Genomic DNA, 25,855 nt, shown 5'->3' on the forward strand with positions numbered 1-25,855 from the left:
CCGCTCTCTGCATCGCGCCCCTTCGGTGGCATCGCATGCGGCAGTCGGCTGCCCGCGCGAAGGCGGGGGAGGGGTGGCAGGAGTCCGCGTACGTCTTCACCACGCGGACCGGCCGCCCGGTCGAGCCGCGCAACCTCTACCGCTCCTTCACCCGCGTCGCCCAGTCCGCCGGCCTCCGCGTCGTTCGGCTGCATGACGCCCGGCACGGCAGGGCCACGCTGCTCACTGCGGCCGGGGTCGCGCCCCGCGTCGTGATGGAGATCCTGGGGCACTCTCAGATCAGCATCACCATGGACGTCTACACGCACGTCGTACAGGACACCCAGCGGGAGGCCATGAGTCACATGGACCGACTGCTCAGGAGGCGGTCCGGTCGTCAGTGACCACGACCGTTGATGTCAGAAGTGGATGTCAAAGGCCCCGGACCATGATCGGTCTGGGGCCTTTTCCCTTGTGCCCCCGGCAGGATTCGAACCTGCGACACCCGCTTTAGGAGAGCGGTGCTCTATCCCCTGAGCTACGAAGGCGGGGAGATCTGTGTGATCCGACGTATAGCCTAGCGGATACGGGATCCCGCCTGGCAAGGTTCCTGTTTTCCCAGGTCAGAGCGGGTCTGCCGGGCCGGGTGAGCGGCTCACGGAGCGGGAGAACGTACCCCTTCTTTCCCCATCTTCCCTCGCCTGTCCCCACCCTTCTGTCCCCACCCTGTCCCCACTGCGTACCCATCGGAGAGGTACGTCTTCGCAGGTGACGACACCCGTTCAAAGCCGCAGGTGACGGGCGACTAAGGGAACGAGGGACTACCGCTTAGGGTTCGCGGCTGCTGCCTTGCTGGATGCGGAGCGACTCCCGGGCCCTGGTGTCACTTCGAGAGAAGCCCCTCCTCGAGGACGGATGTTCGAGATCATCGAGGGATGGACGGGGGGCAGGCAACGATCTACGCCGCAGGCCTTGCTGCGAGCGTTACCCTGCTGGGCGCTGCTATTGCCTACAAGGCTGGCCGGCGGCAGGTACGTGATCAGGCGGCTGTGGAACATGAGCAGTGGGTTCGCGGCCAGCGTGAGCAGGCGTACGTTGACTTTCTTGGCGCATGCGAGCGGGCGACGGAGGCCGTTCATCAGTGCCGAGAGCAAGCGGATGATCTCCAAGCTCGTCTTGTGCGCCAGGAGATCGAGATTGGGCAAGGTCAGCCTGTCTCGATGGAGGAGGCCTGGCGTTTGTACGATGCCGCTCGGCAACCATTGAACCGGATCATGATGCTGTCGCCGGGTGTGGTGATCGAATGTGCTGTAGCGACCGATGACGCGATCTCCAGCTTCTGCTTGGCCGTGCAGCGTGTCAGCCAGCAACTGATGCTGCGCCCGGTGGAGCAAGTTGAGCTGGACCTGGCTTCGGACAAGATGAACGAGGTCCACACGGCCCGAGCGAATTTCATCAATGTGGCTCGACACGTGCTGACTGGTGGGGTCACCACTATCGCGGAGTGACGTTGGCCCCCAAGAGGTTCCGGTGTCGAGGAGAAGAAGCCCTTGACGCCGGGCCCCAGGTGATCTGTCGCGCGGACGCCGGACGGCGGGGATCTCCCGTCGCCGCCTGCTCATCGCGTCAGTCGTTTGTGAAGCTCGCGCCGTAGCAGTCCTCACAGTGCTCGGAGCACAGCATCGCTTCGCCTTGAGTCTGGCCCTTGCCACAGGTCAGGCAGGTCGCCCGGGACCTCGCAGTGAACGTCACGTTGGCTGAGCCGCACGCGGTGCAGAGCACTCCGTGTATTCGAGGCAGCTTGCCGTTCGTGTCGGGTTGGCTGGCGGCGTAGCCCTGGAGCTGGACGTGTCCGCTGGCCATGTCTATCTCGGGTATGTCCGGGCGCTGTTGGTTGATGAAGAGCCACACCTGATGGCCGACCGTGAGGTTCGAGGTCAGTGGGTGGGCTTCGGCCTGGGTTATCCAGCAGCGGCCGTTCGGCTTGCGTCCGATGCCGTCCTCGGCTGCCTCGTAGTAGGTGACCAGCCATACCGCGAGCATGTCGTCCGACAGGCCTGGTCGCATTGCCGTTGTGCGCGGGGGCGTTGCTGTCATGGGGAGAGTTCGTCCTTGTCGCGGGGTGGGGGTCAGGGCAGGGTCATGCGCTGGGTTGCGGGATTCCAGCGGCATTCGCGGTAGAGCCGGTTGAAGTCGTGCATGGCGCCCGGGTCGTCGGCGTTGCAGGGCTCGTAGCCGTCTGGGGTGGGGCGGCAGTAGTAGCCGTACTCGGTGCATTCGGACTCGCCCGGGAGTTCGCTGGTCCAGACGGTGTTGCAGGTGTTGCCGGGGTGGCAGTGGGCGCGCTGGAAGCCGGTGATGGCGCAGCGGGCGATGTTGCATCGGTCTGCGTGCAGGGTGCCTGGTGGGGCGGAGCAATCCGGGCAGCGGTCTGTGGGCGCCGGGTTGAGGTGGATTCGCGGGTCGACGGCGCTGGTGGGGGTGGAGAGTCGGCCGAGCCAGAGGGTGCGGAGGGCGTTGTTGAGGTCGCGGCTGGGGGCGATGGTGTGGAGGTTCAGGGCGCGGTGGATGAGTTCGTGCAGGAGTGTGGGCGGGAGTTGTGCTGTGGCCCAGTGCAGGGTGAGTCCGCGGGTTGGGTGTTTGCGGGTCCAGGTGGTGCGCATGCGGGCCGAGAAGGTGACCGGTATAGAACTGTTTGGTGTGTATCTAGCGATCTGCAGATAGTTGAGTTTCAGCCATTCACGTCCGGTTTCGGCATAGAAGTTAATGATGGTTCGTCTGGCTTCATCCAGTTTCAGCGTTGTGCTGCGGCGGATGTGGAGCCAACCGCCGGTAGGGGTGCTCCGGTACTGGATGAGCGGCTCGTCCTGGTCCTCGTCGGGGACGATGTGCAGGCGGTGCGGTCGGCCGAGAACGTCGAATCCTGCGCCGCGGATGAGTTCCCTTCGAGGGTTGTCGGGTGTGGTCTCGGCGAGGCGTGAGAGCTGGCGGTAGATCCATGAACGGCGTCGTTCGACGAGGGTGGCGGCGTCGGTGTCGGTGGTGGAGTGCGGGCCGCGGACGATGATGTTGCCGCCCTGGGTGACGGTGACGGCCAGCGTGGTTCTGTTGCTGGTGCGAACGGTGACGTCGATGGTGCCGACGCGTACGGTGCGGTCGCTGGTGGGCATGGTCGGGGATCCTTGGGTGGGCGGGATTGGCTGGCTGACGGGGCTCTGGTGCGGCTAGTGCTGGTCGCAGACCCAGGTCTGCGGGGTGCCGTGGACAGGAAGGTCGAGGATGTGTCGGCGGGTACGGGTGCAGAGCTGGCAGGTGAGGTCGAAGGCGCGCAGCATGCGCAGTGGGCGTATTGGCTCGTCGTCGCGAAGGGTGATCGGCGAGTCGTGGCCTTTGAGGTGGAGGAGCCATAGCGGCTGAAGGTGGCGCTGCTTCGCGCGGATGGTCAGCGGGCTGTCGTTGCCGATGAGGGTGAACGTGTCGCCTTCTTTCAGGGCGGTGGCGGGGATGGTCGGGGTCTGTTCGACGGTGACGATGAAGCCGTTCGACGTGGTGGTGATGACGGTTCCTTGATTTCGGCGGGTGGGGCAGTCGGGTGGAGGGGGCGCCCGTTCCGGGGCGCCTTCTGTCGGCGATCGCATAGGCGTGGAACGCGGCGCCCCCGTTCCGATGTGTTAATTCTACTATGAATGAGGAGGGCGTCAAACTCGTTCATGCAGGTCACAGGGGTGGGGTGTGGCTTCTGGTCAGACCGTCGCGCTGTCCGGATACCGCTGGACGGTGGCGAGCATCAGAGCGAGCCCTCGGGCGAGCTTGCGGACTTCGCTGCTGTACAGAACGAGCTCGACGGCCTGTCCGTCAGTACCGACATGGAGGCGGTCGCTGTGCTGGGCCCGCAGCGACTTCGCCTCGTAGTGCCCGGGCCGGGCACGTGCCCAGTCCTCGGCGCCATGGAAGCGCCCCTTCTGAAACCAGGAGCGATCCATGGCCGCCTCGACGAACGTGCCCCATGCCCGAGCAGGCACGCCTGCGGCTTCGACCCTCGCGGTCGCCCCCTCGTTGTCGACCACGACGTACCAGCGGCCGAGCACCTCGCTGTCGAAGCTGAGGATGTTCCCGTAGCGGGCCTGCAGTGCCGGCCACACCATCCGAATCAGTTCCACCGCCCGGTCGACGGCCGCGGTCTGTGCCCTCTTGTGCGAGGCGACGGCTGCCTCCCACGGCTCTCGGTCGGTGGTGAAGCCGTCCTGCTGCTCGTAGTTGGCCACCCTGGTGCTCGCGCCCTTGTCGATGAGTGCGTATCCGAGGTCCTCGGCGTAACCGGGAGTCATCTCGGTGATCAGTTCGCGGCCGTCGTGGACGGTGTGCAGACGGAGGTAGCGCACGTACTCCTGCTCGTCGGGAAGGGGGCCGACGATGTGCGGGTTGCGCTGGGCGAATTCAGTGGGGACCAGTTCGTCGCCTTCGGCACGCTCGGTCCAGGCGCCGCTGGTCGTGACGACCTGCGAGAGATGCTTGGAGACCTTCGGGTACCAGGTGGCCTTGCGGCGGTTGATCTTCATGGGTGTCTTGTGCCGATCAGGAAGCGGTGGTGTTGGCTGCGGGGGTGAGGATCTCGGTGCCGGTCACGGTGTGGAGCACGTTCACGAAGGTGCTGGCCGTCAGGTCGGACAGGTCGAGGTAGGCGATGCGGATGCCGCGTACGTCATCGGCGTGGATGGTGGCCCTGCCGCCGGGCCAGCGCAGATCTGCGACGCCGGGCACCGAACCGTAGGCCACCTGCGCCTCGGGGCCGACCAGTTGCTCGGCCGTGGTCATGAACGCCTTGAGCGCGCTGAGCGTACGGTCGGTGCGCACGCTGAGGTCGGCGAGGATCCGGGTCCACGCGGGCAGGCCCGTGGTGTGGATGGCGTCGGCGACGGCCTGCGGATCCCCGATCGTGCCGGTCACTTCGTAGCGGTGGTCGCTGCGGCGGGGCCAGACGAAGGCATGCGTATGAGACAGGGAGACCTTGACGGCGCCGAACGCGCGTACCGGCGTCGGGGTAGCGACTTCCAGTGACATGACGGGGCCGTTGAGGAGGGCGAGGTCGCTGTGCCCGCAGCTGTCTGCTGTCCAGTCGGGTCCCAGCAGGGCAGCAAGGGTGCGGGTGTAGTCGAGCGCGGAGCGAGCAGTGCGCATGGAGCGGTTCCTTCGAAGCGGCGGGAAGTGGGAGACGGTGGGCTGGGGCCCGGCGGGAGGCTCGTGGTGGGAGCCTCCCGCCGGAGGACGTCAGGCTGCGGCCGCCAGCGGCTCGTGGTCCTGGCTGTCCTCAAGGTCCTCTGAGTCCTCGCTCTGCTCCGGCTCGTCGTCCCCCTGAGCGCCCGCCTTCTCTTCCTCCTGCTGGGCGCGGCCCTTGGCCACGGTCTCCGCTTCGACGGTGCTCAGCGCGTAGCCCTCCGCTTGCAGGAACGTCAGCCACGCGACGGTCTGCTCATTGATGTGGTTGCGCCAGGCGGCGTCGTCCATGTGCTCCACCTCGTAGGCGCCAGCGACATGGGCGAGCAGGACCCTCCAGGAGCGCGCCGGACTGGTGCGTGCGATGACCGCACCGAACGGGTCGCCCACCCGAGTCCACTGACTCTTGCCCTCGTTGGGGTCCTCGACGCCGAGGAAGCGTGCGGTCAGGTCGGTCCTCTTCCGGCTGACGTAGTTCTCGTACGCGTAGCTGGTGCCGGTGATCATCGAGAGGATCAGCGGCCACACGCGGGTGCTCGCCTCGGGCTGCTGGCACAGATCCTTGATGAAGTCCGCGCGGACCTCGCGGGCCTGCCTCCACGCCTTGTTGTTCGCGATGACCAGGCGCCGCTCCGCTTTGGCCGCCTCCTTGTGCGGGCCTGCCTGAGCGGTGTCCTTCTTGGCGGCCTCGGGGGTGAGCGGGTGGCCGTGGCGGTGCCAGGCGGTGCACAGCCAGATCACCTCGGCGTCGTTCGGGGAGACGCACGCCGCGTGACCGGGGCAGGCGTTGTGGGTCTGCGAGGTCTGCGGGGCGCCGTCATCGGTGAGGAGGTCGGCGAGCGGCCTCGTGCTGGTGTTGGACCAGTTCCACCGCCAGTCGACGACCGTGACCTCCGCGGCGGTCAGCTCAGCAGCCTGCCGGGCGCACTTGTCGGTGAGTTCCTTCTCGGCACGCAGGCCGGCAAGGGCGTGCTTCCAGTGGCCGCGCTTGGCGTTGTTCTCCCGCCGGTCACGCGCCTTGGCCCGCGTCAGGGTCCACAGGGCGTCCTCGACGCTTTCGACTTCCTGGAACTCGGCCAGTTCGATGAGGTTGAAGTCTTCCTCGATCGCCTCGGCCAGCGACGCGTCGGAGAGTTGGGCGGCCTTGCTGGCGGCGCCGATCTCAGCAGGCTTGAAGCCCATGGCGCGCGCGTTGCGCATCTTGCGGGCTTTGGGGATGTTCATGAGGGAGAGCTGCCGGGCGGCTTCGATGTCGTCGCGGACGGTGGCCTGGCGGCGGTGCTTGTTCTCGATGAACGACACCGTCAGTGCCGCATCGTCAACCCCGGCAAGGTCGTCGCGGACGATCGCGGGAACGAGCCGGTACGGCTTCTTCTTCGCCCGGGCCTTCTTCGCGGCGGCCAGGGCCGCGTTGTTGCGGCGCTGGCCGAAGATGATCCCGAGCTTGCCTTCGCTCTCGCCTTCCTGCGGGCGCAGCACGAGCGGGGTGAGGACACCGAGTTCATCGACGCTGGCCTGGAGTTCAGGGTCGGGCTGGGTGGTGTCCTCGCCGTCGGTCTCGGTGCGGTCCTTGCGGTGGTTGTACGGGTCGACAACAAGGTCGTGGGGATCGACCCAGACGAAACGGCCGGCGAATCCCTCGACGCTTTCCGGGCGTACGTCGGTGGTGGTGCTCATGGTGGTGGTCCTTTAAGTGAGAGGGCGGGCGCGAGATGAAGTGCGCCCGCCTGCTGTGGTGCGAGGGCCGGGCTCAGGCGGCAGCCGAGGTGCGGCGCTTGGCCGAGGCGGACCGGCGTGCCGTGCTCTTCGGCTTGGTCTTGGTCTTCGCGGCCGGGGCGTCGGTGCTGTCCTCGGCCGGAGGCTGGACGGCGGGAGGGACCGGCGTGCCGTTCGCCCGCAGCCGTAGCCGAGTCCCGTCGAAGGCGGGCAGCAGCACGGTGCGGATCGCGGTGAGGATCTCCTCCAGCGGCTCGGCCGTGGTGAAGCGGACCCCGCTGCTGTACCGCACTCCCTTGGGCAGCCGGGTGTTCTCACCGGCCGCACCGTCAGAGCCTCTCGTCTGCTCGGGGGCGGGGCCGCCCACGGCGAAGGTCTGCACGGCCCGGCCCTGCCACAGGCGACGGATGCCGATGGACCGGCCGTCGGGGTGGACGAGGCGGATCGACCTGTCTGCGAAGCCCGCAGGATGGTCGCCGGTGTCCTTGCTCCACCCGTCACCGAGGGCCTCGACCAGAGAGCGAGGTAGCAGGTACAGGTCGATCTCACTGAGGACGGCCGGCTCCGGTGCTTTGGCAGGCCCTGTGTCGGGGCCACTGATTCCGACGGCGTCTTGCTCGGCGGTGATGGTGCTGGTCACGGGAGTGTTCCTGATCCAAGAGAGGTGTGAGACAAGGGAGTTGCCGCTAGCCGGCAGAGGGCTTGCCGCCTGTGCGGACGACGGACGGGACACCTCCTGGGGCGTCTGGCTCGACGGTGCGGATCGTGTTCACCGCCTTTTCGCTCAGGTCAGTGAGGAGGTCCTGCTGGGTGAACCCGGCGAAGATGACGGGCCCTTGGACATCGGCGATGAGGGCTGCTTCGTCAAGGAGGAAATACAAGGCGAGGGCCGCGTACGGGTTCGGCCGCTGGTCTTCACGGACTTCCGCAGCCAGCGCGACGGTGCGCGAGCTGTCTGCGCCGTGTATGTAGCGGAGAGCTTCGGCGTCGTCGCCGAGTGCGTGGTGGACCTGGGTGCGCTGGACGGTGTCGTTGGTGCTCAAGTGCAGGTCGGTGATCGTGCCGTCGGTGGCGACGAGCAGGGCGTGAACGGTGTCGGGCATGACGGCCTTTCTGTCTGTAGTCGTTGAGGCACCCCCCAACGTCTAAGTTAATTCTACTATCAATAAGGGGTGGGTCAACTGCGTTTGTGCAGGTCAGGCGGGGTGGGGTGGGTCTACGCTGCAGGCGAGAGGGCTTGCTCCATCAGGTGCTCGGCCTGCCGCAGGGCGGCGATGATCCGAGCCTTGCCCAGCACCTCGTCGCGATGATCGAAGACGGCGCGTGCCTCCTTCATGGCGTCTTCGACGGCGTTCGGGTTCGCCAGGGTGTCGGCGCAGGCCACGGTGACCCGCGGGCCGAGCTGCCAGATGATCGAGTTCACTGCGGCGCAGGAGGCTGCGATCTGATCGATGTCGACCATCGACCACTGGAAGTCGGCAGGATCGAGGCCGTGTTCACGGATGTACCGTGCGGCCGAGCGCAGCAGGCCCCCGCGGCTCGCGTACGCCGAGGCCGATGTCGGCGATGGCATGGAGGTTCGCCTCGGCGATGGCGTCGGCGACTGGCGGAGGGGTGTGATACTCGCCGAGCCCCTGTCGGGCGCCGTGGGAGCGCAGGCACGTCATCACGGGCGACAGGACGTCTGTCGCCGAGCGCAGGAACGGGTCCTCGTGCGCGGTCAGGTCGAACAGGCCGCGCTTGAGGGCGGTTTCGGCAACGGCCCGCACGGCCTGCGTGCGGTACTCGTCGACCTCGTCGTTCAGCCACTCGTGGAGGATCCGCGCACGTTCGATCAAGTCGGGGCGGTGCATCCAGTGCATCGACCAGATCTCGCGCAGCATCTCGATCAGCTGTGGGCCGTCCTGGGCGAGGATCTGTGCCTTGAGGTCCGGGCCGTTCGGGTCCTTCTCGCGGATCAGTGAGAGGGCGGCAACGACGCCGATCGGCACCTCGATGCCCGAGCCGCCGTGCCGGTTGTGCCACCGCTCGGCCACCGCTTCACCGATCTCCAGGGCGCGCCGGTGCGGATCGCGCACAGGGTGTGGGCGAGGTGTCCGTCGGGCGCGCGGCCTGGAAGGTGCGGCCAGCTGTGCCAGTGTCGGCGACGGCGCCGAGGGAGCAGAGCGTGCAGGCTTCGCCGCCGCGGCAAAGGTGGCGGGTACCGGCTCGGGGTCGGCGGTGATCTCTGCGAACAGATCGAGTTGCTGGGTCATGGCGAAGCCGCCTTCTATGGGTGGAGTTGGGTACAAGGCGACCCGCCCCGGGCGGGGCGGGTCGCGGCGCTGAGGGTGCTGTGAGTGGGGAGTCCGGGGTTCCCCTCACCCCTCGATGGTTAATTCTACTACGGTAAGGGGTGAGGTCAATCACGGATGCCCAGCTCAGGAGGGGGGTTAGGCCTGATCGACCCAGACCATGCCGTACGGGGTCTGCCACAGCCAGGACAGTCCCGCCTTGTGGATCTCCGCCCGGACCCTGTCCCACCACACCCGACCGAAGCGGTCGGTGTGTGCCTCGACGGCCCAGGCGGCCGACGCTGCCGCCTCCGGCGCCCGCAGGATCTCGGCAGCCGACTCCCCGAAACCGTGGACCCGTTCACGCAGACTCATGTGCAGCTCGGCAACCTCGGTGCGCCAGAACTCGTCACGACGGCGCTCGTGGCGCTCGTACGACAGCGGCCACCCCCGCTCGGTGATCGCCCCGTTCTGCTGCAGCGCGATCCAGGCCGCCGCCCGCTCACGCGAGAGCACCGCAGGCCGGAACATCACTTCCATCACCTCGAGTTCAGCGGTGTCGTCCGCCCGTATCCGCGCCCCCATGTGGGCCGCGTTCGCGTCATGTCGCGCCTGGGCGCGCTCCCGTGCCGCGTTCTCAGTCCGGGCATCCCACACGGGAACGAGGTAGTTCCACGTCGTGTTCGTGTGCTCCGGGTGTGCGTACGTCACCTTCCACAGGCCCCGCATGTGCGTCTTGTCTCCTTGCTGGTCGTGCTGTTCTGGCTGGTGCCGGTGTTCGGGCGGCACGTCTACTGGGGCACCGGCGCGGCCTTGTGCTGGGCCACCCAGTCCTCGAAAGCGCGCGGGTCGACGGTGCGCAGCTGCTGGACGTAGAGCCCGGCCATGCGGGCGTGCAGGGTGGGGGCCTTGTCGGTGAACGGAACCCGCACCGGCAGGTGCCCCCGGCCTGACGGCCACGTCAGGCGGCTGGAGTCGGGTGCGGCAGCCGCGATGTACCAGTCGAGGTTCGCGACCAGCCGCACGGGCAGCTGGTCTTCGACCGGCTCGTCCTCCATGGGCCAGATGCCCTCGACGTCGTCGGCGAAGAAGTCGTGCGGACTGCCGACCGCTGCGTCGTGCGGCATGTTCACCCAGACGTGCTGGCCGTGCTCAGCATGCGGTTCGACGTCGATGACGGTGCGGTTGTAGGCCAGGCACGTTCCGTTCGTCTTCGACAGATAGAGGACGGCGACGCGATCACCGCGCTCGTACTCACTCATGTGGGCAACTCCGGTTCTGTAGCGGCTACTTCGATGCGTGCCGAAGGGCGCGGACGGCCTCGGCGCGGGCTGCTGTGGCCGGGCAAGGGCCGATGAGTGCCCGTACGTGGGCGACGACCTGGTCGTGGTCGTCCTGGCGGACGGCGCGCTGCAGTCCCTCGATGGCCTGCGCCACGTCGTCCACGCTGGTGGGGTGTCCCCGCCGGCACGGGCAGCTGTCTGCCCTGTACGCGGACAGCGCCGTGAGCAGAGGCGAGTGCTGGTCCTGCGGGACGCAGCCGCGATGACGCATCGCGGGCCGCGCACGGCGCAGATGGCTGTAGAAGCGCAAGACGGGCTGGCCGCACATCAAGCAGGCGACGGGCCACAGCACGTCGCTGCCCGGATACCCGCCAAGCGGCGCCCAGCCGAGCTCGTCGATACGGGCGACAGCGAGGGCGGCGGAGGTGACGTTGCGGAGCGTGGGCCCCAGCCCCGACAGATAGACGCCGAGCTCATCACCTGCGGCTCCGCCGACGGTGCCCGCCAAGCAGGCATTGCTGATCACGGTCGCGGTCTCCTCGGGCCGGATCATGCGGCGGTGTAGGCGCGCAGGACGGCGTACGCGGCGGTGATCGAAGTGTCGCTGGTGCGCAGAGCAAACGGCGCGCTCGGCTCGGCGGCGTTCGCATAGTGGAGGATCTCGAGCGGCCCGTGTGCCGGATAGAGGTTCGTGAACCCGTCCCGGGGCGGTGCACCGTTGATTTCGGGGAGGGCGTCGAGGACTGCGCGTACCTCCGACGGAAAGGGGTCTGCTGCGCCTTCGGCGAGGGACGAGGGCCTGGTCAGCGCGGCGCGTCCGCAGTGGATGGCCCGCTCGGCTGTGAGCCGGTTCATCCGGACGTTCACGCTCAGGGCACCGGGGCGTGGCGAGCGCATGTGGACGCAGAGGGCCGGGTTGGTGCTGTCCCCGCCCTCCAGTACGAGCTCTGAGCGTGCGGCTGTTCCTTGCGCCACGGCGGGCAGCCGGGCGTCGCGCAGCGGGAGGCTCAGCAGTCGCAGTGCCGCCAGGGCATCCCGGCGACCGAAGTGCGGCAGCACTTGGCCGTGGATCAGCTCTGCGATCTTCCCGCCGTTCGCGCTCTCCATCGGGGTGGTTGCGGTGAACGGCTTTGCGGGCTGGCGCGGCTCGCTGTCCTCGGAGACGAAGGCGCTGACGCCGAGTAGGCCATCACGGTTCTGGAGGCTGCAGCGCAGGCCGAGTGGGTGGGTCACGATCGCCGTGCCGAGCAGCCCGGTCACGACCCATTCCGGTCCGAGCGCGGTGGCGGTCTGTTCGGTGAGAGTGAGCAGGCCTGGAGCGACGAGCTGAGTGTCGTAGGGCATGGAGTGCTTTCTTCCGAAGTGCCGTTCCGTATCCGCTGATTGCGGTGAGGAGGGCGGCTGTGGGCGTGGTGAAGGGGTGCTGGTGAAATCTGTCCAGCACCCCCTCGTTACTAACTATTCTACTATGATTGGGGGTGGAGGCAACTGCGAAAGACCAGGTCAGGAGGGGGGTTACTGCGTGGTGGAGGCGGCGAGTGCGGCTTCCATCTCCTCGGCACTACGGCGCCCGAACACCTCGTCGTAGGTGAGCAGCCACGTCCAGCCGTCGAGCTTGTTGTCCGAGGCGCGTACGACACCCCCGCCGATGCCGTTGTGGATGTGCGGGATCGTCACCGACTTTGCGTTCACGCGAAGGACCTCGAACCAGGTCCGGCCTCGGAGCGCGAAGTCGCCCTTCTTGAAGTCGGCCTTGGACCACACCTTGAAGCCGTTCTTCTCGGCCTCGGCGATAACCGCTTCCCAGTAGGCGATTTCCTCGGTGAGCTCCTCGTGCCGGATCACGAGCTCCTGCACGGTGTCGGGGTTGGTGACGTCCCGGCAGTAGCCCCCGGCCGACTCTCCGCGCTGCCACTTCTGAACCCGCCGCAGGTCGGCCTGAAGCTTTTCGATACGGCGCAGGGTCCGCCGGGGCGCTTTACGGAACTGCTCGTACCCTTCAGCCGCCTTCTGGCGTCCGGACCAGTAGGAAGCCTTGCCGCTTTCGCTGATGCTCGTCCGCATCGCATGGTCCATGCGTTCGACGTCGCGGCGGGCGCGACGCTCGGAATGGTGCCCGACCAAAATCGGCTGCCCCATGGGGATGCCGTCGGCGATCTGGTGGCCACGCTGGTACGCGGACTCGGAGCGGGCAGCCGCATTGTCGGCGTAGCCGCTGAACAGCTCCGCCCGCCCCTCGGCACGCTCGACACGGTCCGCCTCGGCTTCGGCGAAGCTACGCCGGTCGCTCTCGTCGACCTTCACGTTGACCTCGAAGCCGGCCTCGCGCAGGGCGGCCGCGGCCGCGTTGATGTACCAGGTCTTGGCGGCACGGTCGCGGGACTGCCGGATGCCGAGCTGACCGATGGAGGGGAAATATCGGAAGCCGTGCCGGCGGACGATTTCGTAGACACCATCACCCTTCGCGCTGCCCTCTATGAGGGTTCCCTCGCTGCGTGTGTGGATGATCTCGATGGTCACTGTCGGGGTCCTTCTGCGAGTTCAGACAGGGTGAAGGGGATGAGGGCAAGACCGGTGTGCCAGCCGCCGAAGATGTCCTGCGCCGCCCGGTGAGCGGTGCACAGCTGATACCAAGTGCCTTGGCCAGCAAGGGCTTTGGACGCAGCAATGCGGAACGCGATCGCCTCACCGCGCGCATCGCGCAACGGCTTGTTGCCGTGGCCGCGCAGCCACACGCAACCGCCGGGTCTCACGACGCCTCCGGCGTCTTCGCGCGGGAGCACAGGAGAAGAGCCGTCTCCAGGGACACCAAGAAGTCGTCGCGGTCGAAGGCGAGGGACGACGCGGCATGGCGCGCCGAGTGCGGCCCGGCGCAGAACGCTTCCGCGTCCCCGTCCGGGTGCTGCTCGGCCCACGAGGACGCGTACTGGGTGAAAGCCCACGCGTACTGGCCTGCGGACGTCGGAGATTCGAGCTCGGCCGCCGTGGCCGAGCGGGCTTCCCACGCGGCAAGGAGAAGCACCTGCCGTCGCACTTCCGGGCTGGTCAGAGACCACAGGCTGGGCAGGCCGAAGACGACCAACGCCTCCTCCATGTTGTTGTCCACAGCGGCTATGGCCTGGGCCAGGAGGCGGTAGAGCGAGAGGATCTCCTGCTCGCCGTCTTCGCTCTCGCTGTTGCTGATGTTGTCCTTCACGGGCTTCTCCTTCGTGAGTGAGGGTGTGGTGGCCCAGGACGGCCACCCCGTGGTGCGGGATTCGGGGTTGTCGGGGCCGGGCTGGCGCGAGAAGTCGCGGGCCGCGTGCACCTGGTACTCCCACGAGCCGTCCGGCCACGGGCCTTCGCGGCCGATGACCGTGGCGGTGCCGTCCGGGAGACTGCGGGCCCACTGCTGGTTGATGTGCGAGACCCGCGTGCCGATCGGCAGGGGATGGCCCGTCACAGGAGCTCCGATTCGCCGAGGCCGTGTGCGTGGCAGGCGATGATCTCGGTGCGGAGCCGGTGCCTTGCACGGCGTCTGAATGCGCGGCGGGCTCGTCGCGCCGCCTGGCGGGTGGGAAAGTCGTCGCTGCGGCTGCGATCGCGCAGCCCGATACGGCCGATCTCCCGCGAGGTGAGGATCACGTCGCGCCCCCGGCGGCGCGCGCGGCTTCAAGATGACGGGCCGCGGCGATCAGCGTGCATGCCTCCGCGTCGCGGCCGAGCAGGACCAGCCCGCACACTTCGAACATCAAAGACCAGTGACAGGCCGGAACCTCGTCGGCGAACTCCTCGAACGTCACAGCCTGTTTGGCCCGGCTACGTCGGGTCCAGGCGCGGTGGACGATGCGCTGCATCGTGTGATTGGCCCGGCGGGTCTGGGTGCTGTTGAGGCCGAGGCTGCTGATGATCTCGGCGGCCGCCTCAAGCGGCAGGTGCTTGTCGAGCACGGTGGTCGTCGTCTTTCGGGGATCCGGAGATAGGGGGGCGCTGCTGTCCGGGGCTGCGCTGTGGCGCAGCCCCTCAGCGGGTGTCAGTACGCGGCCAGGCCGAAGAACAGCCAGCCGTCTGTTTCGTCGTCGGTGGTGACAGGCAGTGCGCCGGCGGGCCCGTACTTGGCACTGACCCGCGGATCGTCGCCGTCGAGCAGTTGCTTCGCGCGCACCACGGCGTCCTGCTCGCTGCGCTTCGGCTCGTCGAGCAGCGTCACCCCGTCCTTCTCGGCGATCGTTCCGGTGAAGCCGGAAGCCCCGTACTCCCACCGGGCTTGCTCGCGGGCGGCGTTGAACGCCGCTTCTATGTCGGTGCCGGTGGCGGTGGTGTAGAAGTCGACGGAGCCCATCAGGAGCCCTTTCAGTGCGTTGAGATGACGGCATGGCGCGGCCCGCCCCGGAACGAGGCGGGCCGAAGTCGCGGAGCGTCAATGGATGTGAACGCGAGGCCGGTTGGTGCGCATGACTCGTGCGCGGGCAGGCTGCTGGCCGTCCTGCTTGCTGTAGATCTCGGCGAGCACACGGTCAGCGCCGACCACCGCGGTGACCGCGTCCTCGAGTACGGAGCTGCGCAGGTCCGGGCCGAGCGTGCTGAACCATGCCTCCATCGCGGCGCCGTCCTTCTTCACCAGGCCCAGCGTGACCGCGTAGGCCTCCCAGGCGTGCACGGTCATGTGCGCGGCCCAGGTGATGGCGGTCGCGGCCTGCTCCTCGGTGATGTTGTGCATGGTGGCGACCTGCAGAACGGCGAGCGGGTCCGGCGTCATCGTGGGCATGAGCGATGCTTCCTTTTCTCGTCTTTCAAGCGGGAGCTGGGCGTATTTCCCCCTCCCCAACTTAGATTAATTCTACTATGCCTAGAGAGGGTGTCAATTGCGTTAATGCAGGTCAGGGCCCTGGAAGGCGCCTCGCGGCGCGCCTCTACGCTGCCGCGCGTGCCTGGCGGCCGGTGCGAGAGGCACGCTTGCGGATGCTTGCCGCGCCCGCGCGCCGCACCTCGGCCCGCTGTGACGTCACCCGGCACAGCCCGCACAACGGCTCCCCGAGCCGCTGGTGCGCCTTCATCCCGCTGCTCGTCCCGCACGTTCCCGCCTGCGAGGCCAGCTTCGACAGCGCGGGCGCCCCCTCGGCCACAGCGACGGCCCGTCCGTTGACCCACGTACGCGCCGCGCACACCCCGTCGAACCGGTTCGCCTCCGGCCGCACCCGCTCGTAGCACTCCAGCACGAACGGGCACAGCTGCGCGCAGCCCTCCATGAGCGGCCCGCAGGCCTTCATGACGTCACTGGGCCTGCTGCGGACCAGCTCCTCGCTGGGCACGTACCCGTCGAGGCCGGCGCACGGCGCGGCGGCAGTCCAGGCAGCGGAAGTAGTGGAGGTGATCACGGGGAAGGGCCTTCTCGTTGTCGCGTGGAATCAGAACAAGGCGGGCTGCGCCTTGGCGGGCGGGCAGATGGCATCCAGGGCGGCCGACGCCTTCAGCTCCAGGCCGCTGGCCCGGCGTGCCCACGGGCGGTAGAACAGGGACGTCCACAACTCAGGCGTACGGAAGGGGACCGGGCCCGGAACGTACGCGGCATCGTGCGCTGCGACGGCCTCAACCGCCGCACGCAGAGCCCCGTAACGGACGGGCGTCAGACGGGAGTTCACCGTCCGATGCACGTCCTGCCAGTACACGGTTCCGGACCGTGCACCGCCACGAGCATCGACGTCGTAGCGAAACCCGCACCCGCTGGGCATGGCCGACCAGCGCGTCAGGCATCCGGCATCCGGTTCCCCCTCGAGCCGGCGGACGCTGCGGGTGCGCTGCCCCTCGTCGAACTGCTTCTCGCCCCACTGGATGCGAGCTCGAAGATCCGGCAGGTCGATGAACTCCAGGAGCAGCGCCGGTGAGAAGAAGTCACGCACCGCCATCTGTATGTCGTCCTCGTTGAGGTTCACGCCCCGGCCCCGGCGGGTTCGCGGAGATGAGAGCAGGCGGCGAGGTGAGCCGTCGCAGCCTCGACGAGCGGCCTCAGGTCCAGGTCCCCTGCCTCGTAGCGGCACGGATGAGGCGGCAGGCTGTCATAGACCACGCACCGCCAGGCGGGTGCCGGCCCGTCCTCGGGCACGTGGCTCAGGTGCCAGCCCGCGAGCGTCCCGGGGGTCCAGCGGTTGAACGGCAGGGCGTCTTCGCCGGCGACCACGAACAGCGTGCCGTCGTCGGCAAAGGCGCATACGGCCAGGCCGCCGCGGGTCTCTACGTACGGGTGTAGTCCGGCCTCTTCCAGGGCGACGTGCACGTCGCTGTACACGGCGAGAGCGCGGCGCTCGTCCGGCCCGTAGTCGGCGCGGATCGCGGTCACCTCGGCAGTCACATCAAGCATGTCCATCCATCCTCCACGCTGGTTGTGCACTGGCCTATTTTTTCCAGTGCACAACCAGCTTCAATTACTTGACCTTCAGCGCCACGCGCTTGGTGAAGTGGTCGCCGAACCGGCTCCGCAGCACGCCGACCGCCAGGTCCAGCGTGTCCCATGCACTCTGCGGGATGTCCATGAAGAGCACCCCCGTCAACGGCAGATCACCCTTGGGCTGCTGTGTGAGCGCCAGCGCCTCCCATCCCTTGCCGCCCGGCCGGCGCTGAGCCTCAACGGAGCTCTCTCCGTGATAGGCGATCACTCGCACCTCGTCGCCCCGGCAGGCCACCTGGAACATGCTCGCCCTGGTGAATGCGTCAATGAGTTCATCGTCGGGCATGTAAGCGATCCCGCGGCAGATGGAGCCGTACTTCATGTGTGCCTCCCAAAGTGAGTGGGCCCTTCCTGCTCATATGGTTAATTCTACTATGTACGGCAGGGATGGCAAATCGGCCGTGTGTGGACCGCGGCACATTTATACATCAGCCTATTTCTGGCGGTGACTCTACCTCCCCGCCACCAGCCGCAGCTTCCCGCCTCCCACTCCGCATGGCAGCAAGCTGCTGCCGCGCCACCTCCGACAGCCCCTCCACCCCCGGCTTACGCCGCACCTGCGCCAACACCCGCTCATTCGCCTCCCGCTCACGGGCCTTGAACCGCTCCTTCTCTGCCCGTTGCTGCGACGCCCGCTGCTGCCTCGGACTCGTGCCACAGCCCCGGCACGAACGGCCCGGCTCATCCGGATGCGTCGGACACGAACCCGCCGCCGTTGCGTCGAGCGGAGCGCCAACCGGCTCCCCTGCAGCGTCAGCTGTGGGGGTAGGGGGGTTCTTCTCTGGATATTGGCTCTGGTTACTAACTAGAACGCCCGAAGATCCGGCGTCCGGTGAACCGGCGTCCGGAAAACCGGCGCCCGAAAACCCGCCTTCGGTCCCGTCGGCCGCCTCCCCGTCATCGCCCAGCCCGCCTCCGGACGCCTCCCCACTGGGCGCCGGGTCCCCCTGATCCAGCTGCTTCTTGAGCATGCGCGCTACTCGCCGCGCCTCCAACTTGCGGTACTCCTCGGCCGCCCACTCCTGCGCCGTGTCGTACACCTCGGTGATCCGGCTCAGCGTTCCGTCCGCCAGCCGCTCGGTCACCACCCGGTAGTAGCCGAAGTCCTTCAGCTCGCGCAGCGCCGTCTTGATCGCCTCCTTGCCCTCCTTGCCCGCGCTCGCGATCGACTCGGCACGCACCCTCCACTCATCCGGCTTCGAGATCAGGAACGCCAGCACGCCCCGAGCCCGAAACGACAGACGGGAGTCCTCAAGGGTGGCCGTCGGCAGCACCGTGAACCCGGTGCTGAGGTGGCGGCGCAGAATCGACACGGAACATGCCTCCAAGGCGGCAGTAGGGCTTCGAAAGATCAAAAGAGAAGGCGAACCCCACACCGTCCGTGCGGGGCCGCCACAGAGGCCGTCAGGAGGTCTTGCGGGCCCGGCTGACCTTGATGGTGCGGGCAGTCTTCTGACCGGCTGCCTTACGCCGGGGCACGACCATGCCGGCCCGGCGCAGAATCTGGATCATGGCCTTCTCGTCCGGGACCATCGGCACGACCAAGTCGGCGTCCTCGAACTGCTCGACCATCGCAGCGACATCCGGCTCCTCCTTGTCGTTGCCGCCGCCCCACCCCAGATGGTTGTCCCCGTAGTTGCCCTCCGGGGAGTCGTCGAGCATCGCTCGGGCCATCTCCTTGACCCGCTTGGCCTCCCGGAATCGCTCATGAGCGCGCACATAGTCGGCGAGCGCCTTCGCGCGGCCTTCGTCGTCGTGGACGAGAATCGTCTGCGCGGGCCGCCCCGGCGGCACACCCGGCCAGCAGGCATGGACAAACGGGCAGTTGTCGCAGATCACCGACAGGCCGGGACCGTCATGGTCGCGCCGCAGCTCCTCCGGGCAGTCCGCCTCCACGACACGGTCCACCCACCAACGCGCCTGAGCAGCCAGCCACTCATCGAAGACGAACTCCTCGATGTGCTCCTCGCCCGTATCCCGGCACACAAAGCGGAACCGGATGCGCTGCACGTCGATCGGGCCGAGCCTGTGCAGGTATCGCTGGCCAGGAACATCCGCGAACCCGACCGTGCGCAACAGGTCGGCGTACAGCAGGATTTGCCGCATCTCTGCTGCTGTCGGACCGAACCTCACGACCCGGTCCCACACGCGGCTCGACTTCGTCTTCACGTCCTCCACCGTCAGGTGCGCGGCAGGCTCGGCCGGACGATGCCGCTTGGGCAGCCGCGCGGCCGTGGCGGCATCGAGCTGTACGACATCGATGTGCCCGCGCAAGGTCCCGTCCGCGACGGTGCGCTCGATGAGCCACCCGTACTCGCGGCGGGCATCTTCGAGCAGACCCTGGTGGATGTACGTGCCGAGGATCGCGGCGCGCTTGTCCCCGGCGTTCGTGCGCTCGGTGCCGGCCAGGATGTATCCGGCGCGGCGTGAGCAGATCGTGTCCGACGCCCCCAACTGTGTCTGCACAGAACGGGGTCGGCGGGCATCAGCGGAGTGCGCTGCATCCCAGATCGACAGGGAAGCAGGCGCACTGAAGGTGGTGGCGGTCACAGCAGTCTCCAGGAGGGCACGCCGGGGCCCGACCCGTCACAGCGGGCCCCGGCGACGCAGGGTGTGAAGGTCAGGCGGCGGCGAACTCATCGGGCGGCAACTCCTCGAAGTCGCCCGGGTCCTCGGCGGCCCGGTCCTGCTGCTCAGCTGCCGCCGCCCGAAGCCGCGCCACGTCATCGCTCGTGGGGTCGCTGAACTTCTTCGGGTTCTTGACCTCGGCGGCCATGCGCTCGATGGCGGCGCGCACCACGAGCACCTCGGTGCGGCTGAGATCCTCGTCCGATTCGACCTGACGCCACAGCTCCTTCAAGCCGTCGACGCCCTGCTCGGCAGCCTTGTGGACCTTCGGCATCCACTGCTGCGCCAGATCCCCGGTCAGCTCCGGGGCGACCTTGGGCTGGTTGTGGATCGAGCAGCCCATCAGACCGAACACCAGCCTCTCGACGGTGAAGCCCGGCAGGGTCTTCGGCTTGCCGCTGCGCGGCACCTCGAACTTCAGCGATCGGGCACCGATGACCTGCGGATCGCTGTCACGCTGAAGCCGAACCCACACCGTCGCGTCGTAGGCGAGGGACTTGTGGCCCTCCACCCGCCAGTCCTTCGTCTTCGGGATCGGATCGCCGTTGCCGTCCACGGCAGCCACTTCCTTGCCGCGGGCGAGCAGGATCACGATGCCCGGCATGGTGCGTACGAGATACATGACCCGCTGCCACCGTTCGGATGCGTCGTTCCACAGGTTCATGGAGGGCCTGATCTCGGCATCCGGGTCCTGGCGCAGCTTCGCCTCGTTCTTCGGTGTGCGGTGGGCGCGCTCGTTGGTCCAGTTCACGAGCATCCGCCACAGCATCGACACCGAGTCGATCACCAGGACGACTGGCTTCTCCTTCGCTGCGGCAGCGCGCCTGGCCTCGGCGTGCACGGCTTCGATCTGGCCGAGGATGTCGCGGTAGCTGCCGTTGTGCTCAATCAGTAGGTAGTCCGCACCCGGCACGTTCGCGTACTCATCGGCTGTGTCTTCGCCGAGCTCCAGCCAGTACGCCTGGCCGGTCTGCTCGGAGCCGGTGAATGCCGCAGCCTGGTGGCTCTTGCCGCTCTTCTCTTCGCCCTCGATCAGGACGATCGGCCACGGGATGACGCCGGTGGGCTTGCGGGTGCGCAGGGGTGGCACGGTCGTGCTGGACACAGAACATCTCCAAGAGACTTACGGGAAGATGGACACTGGCCTATTTCTAGGCTGTGTGGATCTTCCTGATCTCGAACAGGGGGGACCACTCGGGGTGCAGGTCGATGAGGCGTCGCGCGTAGCGGCTCCGGAAGTCGTTGTTGAGCTTCCAGGGCTCCCCGCGGGTGGCGAGTCCGTACTGCCAGCGCAGGACCTCGAACAGCATCCCGATGCCGATGCGCTTCAGCCCGCGCTCGATGCAGTCGGCGGTGAGGCTCTCCAGGTGCTTGAGGATCCAGGGGTTGAGCTGGTCGAATGCCTCGAATCGTTCCTGGATCGTCAGCTTGCCGCCGGGATTCTCGGGTTGCTGTATGGCTGCGATGGGCAGCTCTAGCTGCACGGCCACTTACCCCTCCTCGTTCGATGTATCGCAGCCTATTTTGCATGTGGTCGGCGCGACCTGTGCGTGCACCCTTAATGGATGAAGTTAATTCTACTATGGATCGAGGGGGAGGCAACTCCACCGAACTGCTCCAAGGCAGCGAATCCGGCGGACGCGACGACGCTACGAACCCGCTGCGGCCTTGCCTCGCGCGGCGATCGCCGACCCGGGCCCGTCATAGCGGCCCTCCCGCAAAGCGGCAGCAACATCCTCCTGCAGCTGCCACACGCCACCACGGCTCTGCGTCATCGTGTGCTCGGCGCCCTCGAGGACGGTCGACAACAGCCACACGGGGGAGCCCCCCAGAAGGTAGTCCTCTGCCGGCAGCATTCCGTTGCCACGGTTGCGGGCGTTCGCTGCCTGATGCTGGCTGATGCCGAACAAGGCTGCGTACTCCTGCAGCCCCACCAGCGGCGGCAGCTCGCCCTTCTTCATCGGACGGACCGTCGCCTGCTGCTCCTCCTCCAGCTGGGCAAGGAGCGCCTCATCCAACTGCCGGCCGCGACTGCCCGGCGGCAGCGCGAAGTCCACAGCCAGACCACCGGGCCAATACGGCTTACCCGAGACGATCACGGCATCCTCGTAGGAGACGATGCCGGCCGGGATCCACCGGTCGCTGACCGCCGTCGGCGCAACGTTGTAGATCTTCGCGAACTCCTTGCGGCCCACGATGAGCGGCTTCGCCACGACGGCCTCCTTCCTGCTGCTCCACTGTCCGGGACATAGCAGAATAGCCGCTACGGTGGCGAATCCCGCACGCGAGGGAGCGCCGCCGGTAAGGCGCTCACTTGCTCATGCGTCGCCGCGCGTTCCGTTCCGCCTGCGGCGGCTCATCGCCGTAGAGCGCGGCTATCACCAGGTCGCGCTGCCCGCGGAAAGTGCGAAAGACCTGCTGGCGTACAAGATCGCTACTGATTCCGGTCGTGCCGATCTGCCCTGTCTCGACCAGGCGCGTGAACAGCGTGTTGTCGAGGTATCCGGGCACGTTCTTGTAGCCGAACCGGACCGCGCCCTGCCGTCCATCCTTCAAGCGGGGATCCTCACGCAGCGACTCGAACTGGCGCCGGGAGAAGTACATGCCGTGAATCATCTCCGAGGTGTGCGGCAGTACCGACCTCGGGTGACAGAGCTTGATCCAGCTCGGGTTCGCGTCGAGTCGCTGCTCACCATCTCCGTCTGCCACGCTCGCCGCATACCGGTCCAAGGCCCTCATGCGGCGCAGCTCCTTCGCAAGGTTCCGGTCGCCGGTCGGGTAGTAGAAGCCGCCCTTCTCCGCATCGAGCTTCTTGTACTGAACGAGGACCATGCTGTTCCGCGAGACGTTGTAGAAGATGACATCGCATCCCAACAACCGTTCCGCTGTTGCCCGGTTGGCGTTCCCGACGAGCAGCGTTCGTCCATGCTCGCGGAACTCTCGCCACGCGACGTGATCAGTGGCCTCGCTCAACCAGCCCCGCATCGTGTGCGTGTCATGGGCGATGAGGTGATCCTCCAGCGCCGGCTGGGCAGCCATCGTCTCCGGACGGCCAGCTCGGACCTGAGGCTCAGACTGACCCCGGCCCTCCGGAGACGATGACTCCGTGACCCAATCAAGGAAGAGCGGCGGCGTCCTGTCGTCGTAGAGCTCCTCCGCGGGAGGGTCCCACTCGGCCAGATCAAGGGCCCGGAAGCCCGCCATGCGCGCAGATATCAAGGTGCCGTCGCGCTGCAACGAGACCGCCTGGCCGGCACGCGAGGTGCCGAAGTCCCAGGACGAAATGGCGCCCTCGATCTCATCGACGGCGTCGCGGACATCAGGACGACGCTCCAGAAGAAGGCGCCGCAACTCTGAGCCCGCGGTCTTGGTCTGCTGCCCCTCTGCAACAAGGTGACGCTGCAGATGTCCCGGCACAGCATCGAGCAGTTCAGACAACGGCACCGGATGTTGCAAGCGACGGACATGCGTGACGCGCAACTGCTTCACCGAGTCTGCTGCCTTGCGGCCGCGAACGCACTTCCCGACGTACTTGACCTCGTAGCGTCCGTACTCGTCTTGGGCTGCGATCAGGGCCAAGTGCCGCCCCTTGAAGTTCAGTTCCTCCTTGCGTATGAGTGTCCACTCCCATTCGAGGCGCCGAGACCGGTGGATCTCCTCGAATGCCCTGACGTCTTCGTACTCGTAGCTCTCGCACTTGATGATCGCGACCATGGCTGCATTCTGACCCAACTCGCCTACAGAGAAGCCAGCTTCACCCAGAGCAGGTGGCCTCTACCGTGCCCCTGGGCGCCTGCCCTCCCCGGCAGTCAGCGGACGGATACGCGGCACCAGATGGCACAGGATCTTCCGAAGTCGCAGCCAACTCGAACCAGGTCGTCTTGCCAGCCAGCTCCCGGTAACTGCCCCAAGCAGCCGCCAGCACGTCCACGAGGAACAGACCGCGCCCGTGTTCGTCGTGCGTCGGCGGGACCTTGGCCTCCACATCTCGCGTGTCGGTGTCCGTCACCTCAACGCGGATCCGTCGGCCCGTCCACCGAATGCACACCACGCACGGCGCCATCGTGTGCACCACAGCATTGGTGACCAACTCGGCAGTGAGCAACTCAAGGTCATCCAGTGACGGAGCCTGCTGCCCCAGGTCCAGGCTCTCCACTCCCTCGCGTACGAGGCGACGCGCTGGCCCCACAGCCTGATCGTCGGCAGCGACCTTGAACGCGTAGGGCAGTTTGCGAAGGGTGAGGCGCAGCGTCATGAGACCTCCTCGGAGTGGCCGCGGCCTCCTTGGGGTCAGGCCGCACGGGCTCCGTGACCGGCCGAGTGCGGTCCGCCGGTGTCGGGACCTCAATTTGGCAGCCTGGGAGAGGCCGCACCATTTCGTCGGTGATATCACTCCCGTGATCCACTCCAGGTTGGGGCGGCCCAGTCATACGTGATCACTCGCGTGCAGCGAGCCATGCCTCCAGTGCCACCGCCGGGCGGCAGCCGGACGCCGCTTGCTGAGCTGAGCGTGCGGCTGTGCAATGACGGTGGAATGCACGGTGACCCCCGCAACAGCGAGGGTCACCAACTATTCGGCGAGTATCAGTGAGCCTTGTCGTAAGCCTCGCGGACGGCGGCCGACACGCGACCACGGTCGTTTACCTCGATGTTGTTGTCCTTCGCCCAAGCCCGGATTGCCGACGAGTTGGCCTCGCTGCCAGGCGATGCCTTGGCCTTCCCTTTTGCCTTCGCTGCGCCTCGAATCCTTCGAGTGCCGCCAGCTTGGATATAGGGGTTCAAGAGCTCCAGGAGCTTCTCGTAGTTCTCATCCGTGAGGTCGATCTCGACCCCGGCTCCGTCGATGAGGATGCTGTGCGTGGCGATGTCCGACGATTCCTCGCCAGTCAAATCGTCGACATATGTTGTGACTACCTTCTGGGCCATGAGGGGGATCGTAGGACACGCAGAGGTACATCCCGCAATCGCAAGCAGCCGGGCTCCGGCGCTGCTATCTCTCCGTTCCGTCACCAAGGCATCGAGGCGCTCAGGCTTCAGCCCTTGTCGGCGTAAGGAGGATCGAGCAGTAGAGCTTGGCGGGTCTTTCGATCCTCGACGCGCTGAATGGCTTCGCCGGTGCCAAGGACCGCGGCGATCAGGGCGAGGATCAGTCCGGTCGGCAGGTCCTGAACGTAGTAGGCGATCAGTGACAGTGCCGCGGCGGCGATGGCGTACAGGCGGGTGCTGTGGACGTGAATGAAGTCGATCAAAGTGATCAGTTCCCGTATGCGAGTCGGTGCAGGAGGTCCCAGCCGCGGCGTCCGATCGAAGGATCGTTGGGGCGGCCGGTGGTGAAGAGGTTGTGCTTGCGGTTGAAGCTGGCCACAGCCTTCTGGCTCTGCGGCCCGTAGTTGTCGGAGAGCGGCACCGAGCGGTCGAGCCAGCCGGTGTCCTTCAGCGCCTGCTGAAGACCCTTCGCAGACGGTGACGAGCGGCCCGGAGCAAGACCATTCGGAAACGGAGGCGGCGTGTACGTCCCACCGGCGGGCTTCCCGGGGATCGTGAGCTTCTGCCCAGCCGTGATGACGTACGGGGCCGTGATCTTGTTGGCCTGGGCAAGGTGCTCCCAGCTGACACCGAGCTTCTTCCCGATGCTGGAGAGCGTGTCGCCGCTCTTGACGGCGTACGTTGCTGCACCGCCATCCTTCGATCCCGTATCTGAACTGCCGCCAGAAGGCTTCGTCTTCAGGCGCGCGGCGACCCGGCCGCGGAGCCAGCCCATGGTGAAGCCCTTGGGGTCGACCTTTCCGGGCTGCCATTCCTTGTGCCCGATCACGCTCGCCGAGCCCCAGCCGTGCGCGCGGGACAGTGCGGCCGAGACTCGCTCGATCGCCTCCAACTGGGCTGCAGGCCACGGGTCACGACCGTCGCCGAGGTTCTCGCACTCGAAGCCGTAGAACGCCGTGTTGCCGTCGGTGTCGGCCTGGTTCGGCGAAGGAAGGGGTCGCTCTGCGGTGACCGCACGGAGCACGTCACCGTCACCACGGCCGGCATGGTTGGCACGGCCGTTCCCGACCAGATGGACCGTGCCGTCCTTCGCGATCACGCCATGGCAGAGCGGGCCTGGCAGCCCCGCATATCCGCGCTCGCAGATGCTGACGGTGTTGCTCGTGCCGGACGTCACCGTGTGGTGGATCATCACGCCACGGACGGGCCCCCAGGGACCCTTGTGGTTTCGATTGTGGGACCGCCAGCCAGAACGCTCGACGACACGTACGCCTTCAGCGTGCAGTGCCGCTACCAGCCGGTCAGGAGTGAGAGGTGTTGCCAACTCGGCGCTCGAAATCTCCCCGCGCCCG

The 25,855-nt window shown here is 67.2% G+C and carries 37 protein-coding genes and 1 tRNA gene; 2 read left to right on the forward strand and 36 right to left on the reverse strand.

Annotated elements, in window-relative coordinates:
* Positions 1-383: tyrosine-type recombinase/integrase (locus AB0N17_RS38150; RefSeq protein WP_366016258.1), on the forward strand; the 383-nt coding region annotated here is incomplete at its 5' end.
* Between the two features lie 71 nt (positions 384-454).
* On the opposite strand, the gene AB0N17_RS38155 is transcribed toward AB0N17_RS38150, so the two are convergent.
* A tRNA-Arg gene (locus AB0N17_RS38155) sits at positions 455-527 on the reverse strand.
* Positions 528-914: 387 nt separating this feature from the next.
* Between AB0N17_RS38155 and AB0N17_RS38160 the strand changes: the two genes are divergently transcribed.
* Complete coding sequence (locus AB0N17_RS38160; RefSeq protein ID WP_366016259.1) at positions 915-1,487, forward strand: hypothetical protein; 573 nt, start codon at positions 915-917, stop codon at positions 1,485-1,487.
* Between the two features lie 118 nt (positions 1,488-1,605).
* Here the strand turns inward: AB0N17_RS38160 and AB0N17_RS38165 are convergent, their stop codons facing one another.
* From AB0N17_RS38165 to AB0N17_RS38335, 35 genes are all read right to left on the reverse strand, one after another.
* Positions 1,606-2,076: a hypothetical protein gene (locus AB0N17_RS38165; protein WP_366016260.1), complete on the reverse strand. Its 471-nt coding sequence runs from the start codon at positions 2,074-2,076 to the stop codon at positions 1,606-1,608.
* Positions 2,077-2,108: 32 nt separating this feature from the next.
* The gene (locus tag AB0N17_RS38170; protein ID WP_366016261.1) at positions 2,109-3,149 is read right to left on the reverse strand and encodes a YgjP-like metallopeptidase domain-containing protein; all 1,041 of its coding nucleotides are present in this window, start codon (positions 3,147-3,149) and stop codon (positions 2,109-2,111) included.
* A 54-nt stretch (positions 3,150-3,203) separates the two neighbouring features.
* Positions 3,204-3,617 (reverse strand): hypothetical protein, encoded by a 414-nt coding sequence (locus AB0N17_RS38175; RefSeq protein WP_366016262.1) that lies wholly within the window; start codon positions 3,615-3,617, stop codon positions 3,204-3,206.
* A 105-nt stretch (positions 3,618-3,722) separates the two neighbouring features.
* Positions 3,723-4,538: a hypothetical protein gene (locus tag AB0N17_RS38180; protein ID WP_366016263.1), complete on the reverse strand. Its 816-nt coding sequence runs from the start codon at positions 4,536-4,538 to the stop codon at positions 3,723-3,725.
* Positions 4,539-4,554: 16 nt separating this feature from the next.
* A complete protein-coding gene (locus tag AB0N17_RS38185; protein ID WP_366016264.1) occupies positions 4,555-5,157 on the reverse strand; it encodes a hypothetical protein in 603 nt (200 codons plus the stop codon).
* A gap of 90 nt (positions 5,158-5,247) precedes the next feature.
* Positions 5,248-6,870 carry a ParB N-terminal domain-containing protein gene (locus tag AB0N17_RS38190; RefSeq protein WP_366016265.1) on the reverse strand — a complete coding sequence of 541 codons (1,623 nt, stop codon included), beginning with the start codon at positions 6,868-6,870 and terminating at the stop codon, positions 5,248-5,250.
* 73 nt (positions 6,871-6,943) lie between these two features.
* Positions 6,944-7,549, reverse strand: a complete 606-nt coding sequence (locus AB0N17_RS38195) for a hypothetical protein (protein ID WP_366016266.1) — start codon at positions 7,547-7,549, stop codon at positions 6,944-6,946.
* A gap of 46 nt (positions 7,550-7,595) precedes the next feature.
* Positions 7,596-8,012, reverse strand: a complete 417-nt coding sequence (locus AB0N17_RS38200; protein WP_366016267.1) for a hypothetical protein — start codon at positions 8,010-8,012, stop codon at positions 7,596-7,598.
* A gap of 113 nt (positions 8,013-8,125) precedes the next feature.
* Positions 8,126-8,371, reverse strand: coding sequence for a hypothetical protein (locus AB0N17_RS38205; RefSeq protein WP_366016268.1), 246 nt, complete (start codon positions 8,369-8,371; stop codon positions 8,126-8,128).
* 34 nt (positions 8,372-8,405) lie between these two features.
* The gene (locus tag AB0N17_RS38210) at positions 8,406-9,164 is read right to left on the reverse strand and encodes a hypothetical protein (protein WP_366016269.1); all 759 of its coding nucleotides are present in this window, start codon (positions 9,162-9,164) and stop codon (positions 8,406-8,408) included.
* Between the two features lie 177 nt (positions 9,165-9,341).
* Positions 9,342-9,911, reverse strand: coding sequence for a hypothetical protein (locus AB0N17_RS38215; RefSeq protein WP_366016270.1), 570 nt, complete (start codon positions 9,909-9,911; stop codon positions 9,342-9,344).
* Positions 9,912-9,973: 62 nt separating this feature from the next.
* A complete protein-coding gene (locus AB0N17_RS38220) occupies positions 9,974-10,444 on the reverse strand; it encodes a hypothetical protein (protein WP_366016271.1) in 471 nt (156 codons plus the stop codon).
* 25 nt (positions 10,445-10,469) lie between these two features.
* The gene (locus AB0N17_RS38225) at positions 10,470-10,991 is read right to left on the reverse strand and encodes a hypothetical protein (RefSeq protein WP_366016272.1); all 522 of its coding nucleotides are present in this window, start codon (positions 10,989-10,991) and stop codon (positions 10,470-10,472) included.
* Positions 10,992-11,014: 23 nt separating this feature from the next.
* Positions 11,015-11,809, reverse strand: a complete 795-nt coding sequence (locus AB0N17_RS38230) for a hypothetical protein (RefSeq protein WP_366016273.1) — start codon at positions 11,807-11,809, stop codon at positions 11,015-11,017.
* 171 nt (positions 11,810-11,980) lie between these two features.
* The gene (locus AB0N17_RS38235) at positions 11,981-12,985 is read right to left on the reverse strand and encodes a DUF3560 domain-containing protein (RefSeq protein WP_366016274.1); all 1,005 of its coding nucleotides are present in this window, start codon (positions 12,983-12,985) and stop codon (positions 11,981-11,983) included.
* On the reverse strand, positions 12,982-13,200 hold the full coding sequence (locus AB0N17_RS38240) for a hypothetical protein (protein ID WP_366016275.1): 219 nt from the start codon (positions 13,198-13,200) through the stop codon (positions 12,982-12,984). The genes AB0N17_RS38235 and AB0N17_RS38240 overlap by 4 nt, the downstream gene beginning before the upstream one ends.
* 14 nt (positions 13,201-13,214) lie before the next feature.
* Positions 13,215-13,907, reverse strand: coding sequence for a hypothetical protein (locus tag AB0N17_RS38245; RefSeq protein ID WP_366016276.1), 693 nt, complete (start codon positions 13,905-13,907; stop codon positions 13,215-13,217).
* Positions 13,904-14,089, reverse strand: coding sequence for a hypothetical protein (locus AB0N17_RS38250; RefSeq protein WP_366016277.1), 186 nt, complete (start codon positions 14,087-14,089; stop codon positions 13,904-13,906). Before AB0N17_RS38250 ends, AB0N17_RS38245 begins: the two co-directional genes overlap by 4 nt.
* Positions 14,086-14,394, reverse strand: a complete 309-nt coding sequence (locus AB0N17_RS38255) for a hypothetical protein (RefSeq protein ID WP_366016278.1) — start codon at positions 14,392-14,394, stop codon at positions 14,086-14,088. The genes AB0N17_RS38250 and AB0N17_RS38255 overlap by 4 nt, the downstream gene beginning before the upstream one ends.
* A gap of 83 nt (positions 14,395-14,477) precedes the next feature.
* Positions 14,478-14,786 (reverse strand): hypothetical protein, encoded by a 309-nt coding sequence (locus AB0N17_RS38260; RefSeq protein ID WP_365834466.1) that lies wholly within the window; start codon positions 14,784-14,786, stop codon positions 14,478-14,480.
* A gap of 78 nt (positions 14,787-14,864) precedes the next feature.
* Positions 14,865-15,212: a hypothetical protein gene (locus AB0N17_RS38265; protein WP_366016279.1), complete on the reverse strand. Its 348-nt coding sequence runs from the start codon at positions 15,210-15,212 to the stop codon at positions 14,865-14,867.
* Positions 15,213-15,357: 145 nt separating this feature from the next.
* Positions 15,358-15,822: a hypothetical protein gene (locus AB0N17_RS38270; protein WP_366016280.1), complete on the reverse strand. Its 465-nt coding sequence runs from the start codon at positions 15,820-15,822 to the stop codon at positions 15,358-15,360.
* Positions 15,823-15,852: 30 nt separating this feature from the next.
* A complete protein-coding gene (locus AB0N17_RS38275; RefSeq protein WP_366016281.1) occupies positions 15,853-16,377 on the reverse strand; it encodes a hypothetical protein in 525 nt (174 codons plus the stop codon).
* Positions 16,374-16,802 carry a hypothetical protein gene (locus AB0N17_RS38280; RefSeq protein WP_366016282.1) on the reverse strand — a complete coding sequence of 143 codons (429 nt, stop codon included), beginning with the start codon at positions 16,800-16,802 and terminating at the stop codon, positions 16,374-16,376. Before AB0N17_RS38280 ends, AB0N17_RS38275 begins: the two co-directional genes overlap by 4 nt.
* Before the next feature lie 64 nt (positions 16,803-16,866).
* Positions 16,867-17,211, reverse strand: coding sequence for a hypothetical protein (locus AB0N17_RS38285; protein WP_366016283.1), 345 nt, complete (start codon positions 17,209-17,211; stop codon positions 16,867-16,869).
* Between the two features lie 106 nt (positions 17,212-17,317).
* Positions 17,318-18,202 (reverse strand): hypothetical protein, encoded by an 885-nt coding sequence (locus tag AB0N17_RS38290; RefSeq protein WP_366016284.1) that lies wholly within the window; start codon positions 18,200-18,202, stop codon positions 17,318-17,320.
* A gap of 91 nt (positions 18,203-18,293) precedes the next feature.
* Complete coding sequence (locus AB0N17_RS38295) at positions 18,294-19,439, reverse strand: hypothetical protein (protein ID WP_366016285.1); 1,146 nt, start codon at positions 19,437-19,439, stop codon at positions 18,294-18,296.
* A gap of 70 nt (positions 19,440-19,509) precedes the next feature.
* Positions 19,510-20,622: an AAA family ATPase gene (locus AB0N17_RS38300; protein ID WP_366016286.1), complete on the reverse strand. Its 1,113-nt coding sequence runs from the start codon at positions 20,620-20,622 to the stop codon at positions 19,510-19,512.
* 46 nt (positions 20,623-20,668) lie between these two features.
* Positions 20,669-21,007: a hypothetical protein gene (locus tag AB0N17_RS38305; RefSeq protein WP_366016287.1), complete on the reverse strand. Its 339-nt coding sequence runs from the start codon at positions 21,005-21,007 to the stop codon at positions 20,669-20,671.
* Positions 21,008-21,166: 159 nt separating this feature from the next.
* Entirely contained in the window at positions 21,167-21,730 is a 564-nt protein-coding gene (locus AB0N17_RS38310; protein WP_366016288.1) for a hypothetical protein, read from the reverse strand.
* A 97-nt stretch (positions 21,731-21,827) separates the two neighbouring features.
* A complete protein-coding gene (locus tag AB0N17_RS38315) occupies positions 21,828-23,231 on the reverse strand; it encodes a hypothetical protein (protein ID WP_366016289.1) in 1,404 nt (467 codons plus the stop codon).
* Between the two features lie 40 nt (positions 23,232-23,271).
* On the reverse strand, positions 23,272-23,772 hold the full coding sequence (locus AB0N17_RS38320; RefSeq protein ID WP_366016290.1) for an ATP-binding protein: 501 nt from the start codon (positions 23,770-23,772) through the stop codon (positions 23,272-23,274).
* A 329-nt stretch (positions 23,773-24,101) separates the two neighbouring features.
* Complete coding sequence (locus AB0N17_RS38325; RefSeq protein ID WP_366016291.1) at positions 24,102-24,443, reverse strand: Lsr2 family protein; 342 nt, start codon at positions 24,441-24,443, stop codon at positions 24,102-24,104.
* Positions 24,444-24,550: 107 nt separating this feature from the next.
* Entirely contained in the window at positions 24,551-24,766 is a 216-nt protein-coding gene (locus tag AB0N17_RS38330) for a hypothetical protein (protein WP_366016292.1), read from the reverse strand.
* Between the two features lie 5 nt (positions 24,767-24,771).
* Complete coding sequence (locus AB0N17_RS38335; RefSeq protein ID WP_366016293.1) at positions 24,772-25,827, reverse strand: N-acetylmuramoyl-L-alanine amidase; 1,056 nt, start codon at positions 25,825-25,827, stop codon at positions 24,772-24,774.
* Positions 25,828-25,855 lie beyond the last annotated feature (28 nt).

It is taken from the genome of Streptomyces sp. NPDC051133 (assembly GCF_040682635.1).
Classification (GTDB): domain Bacteria; phylum Actinomycetota; class Actinomycetes; order Streptomycetales; family Streptomycetaceae; genus Streptomyces.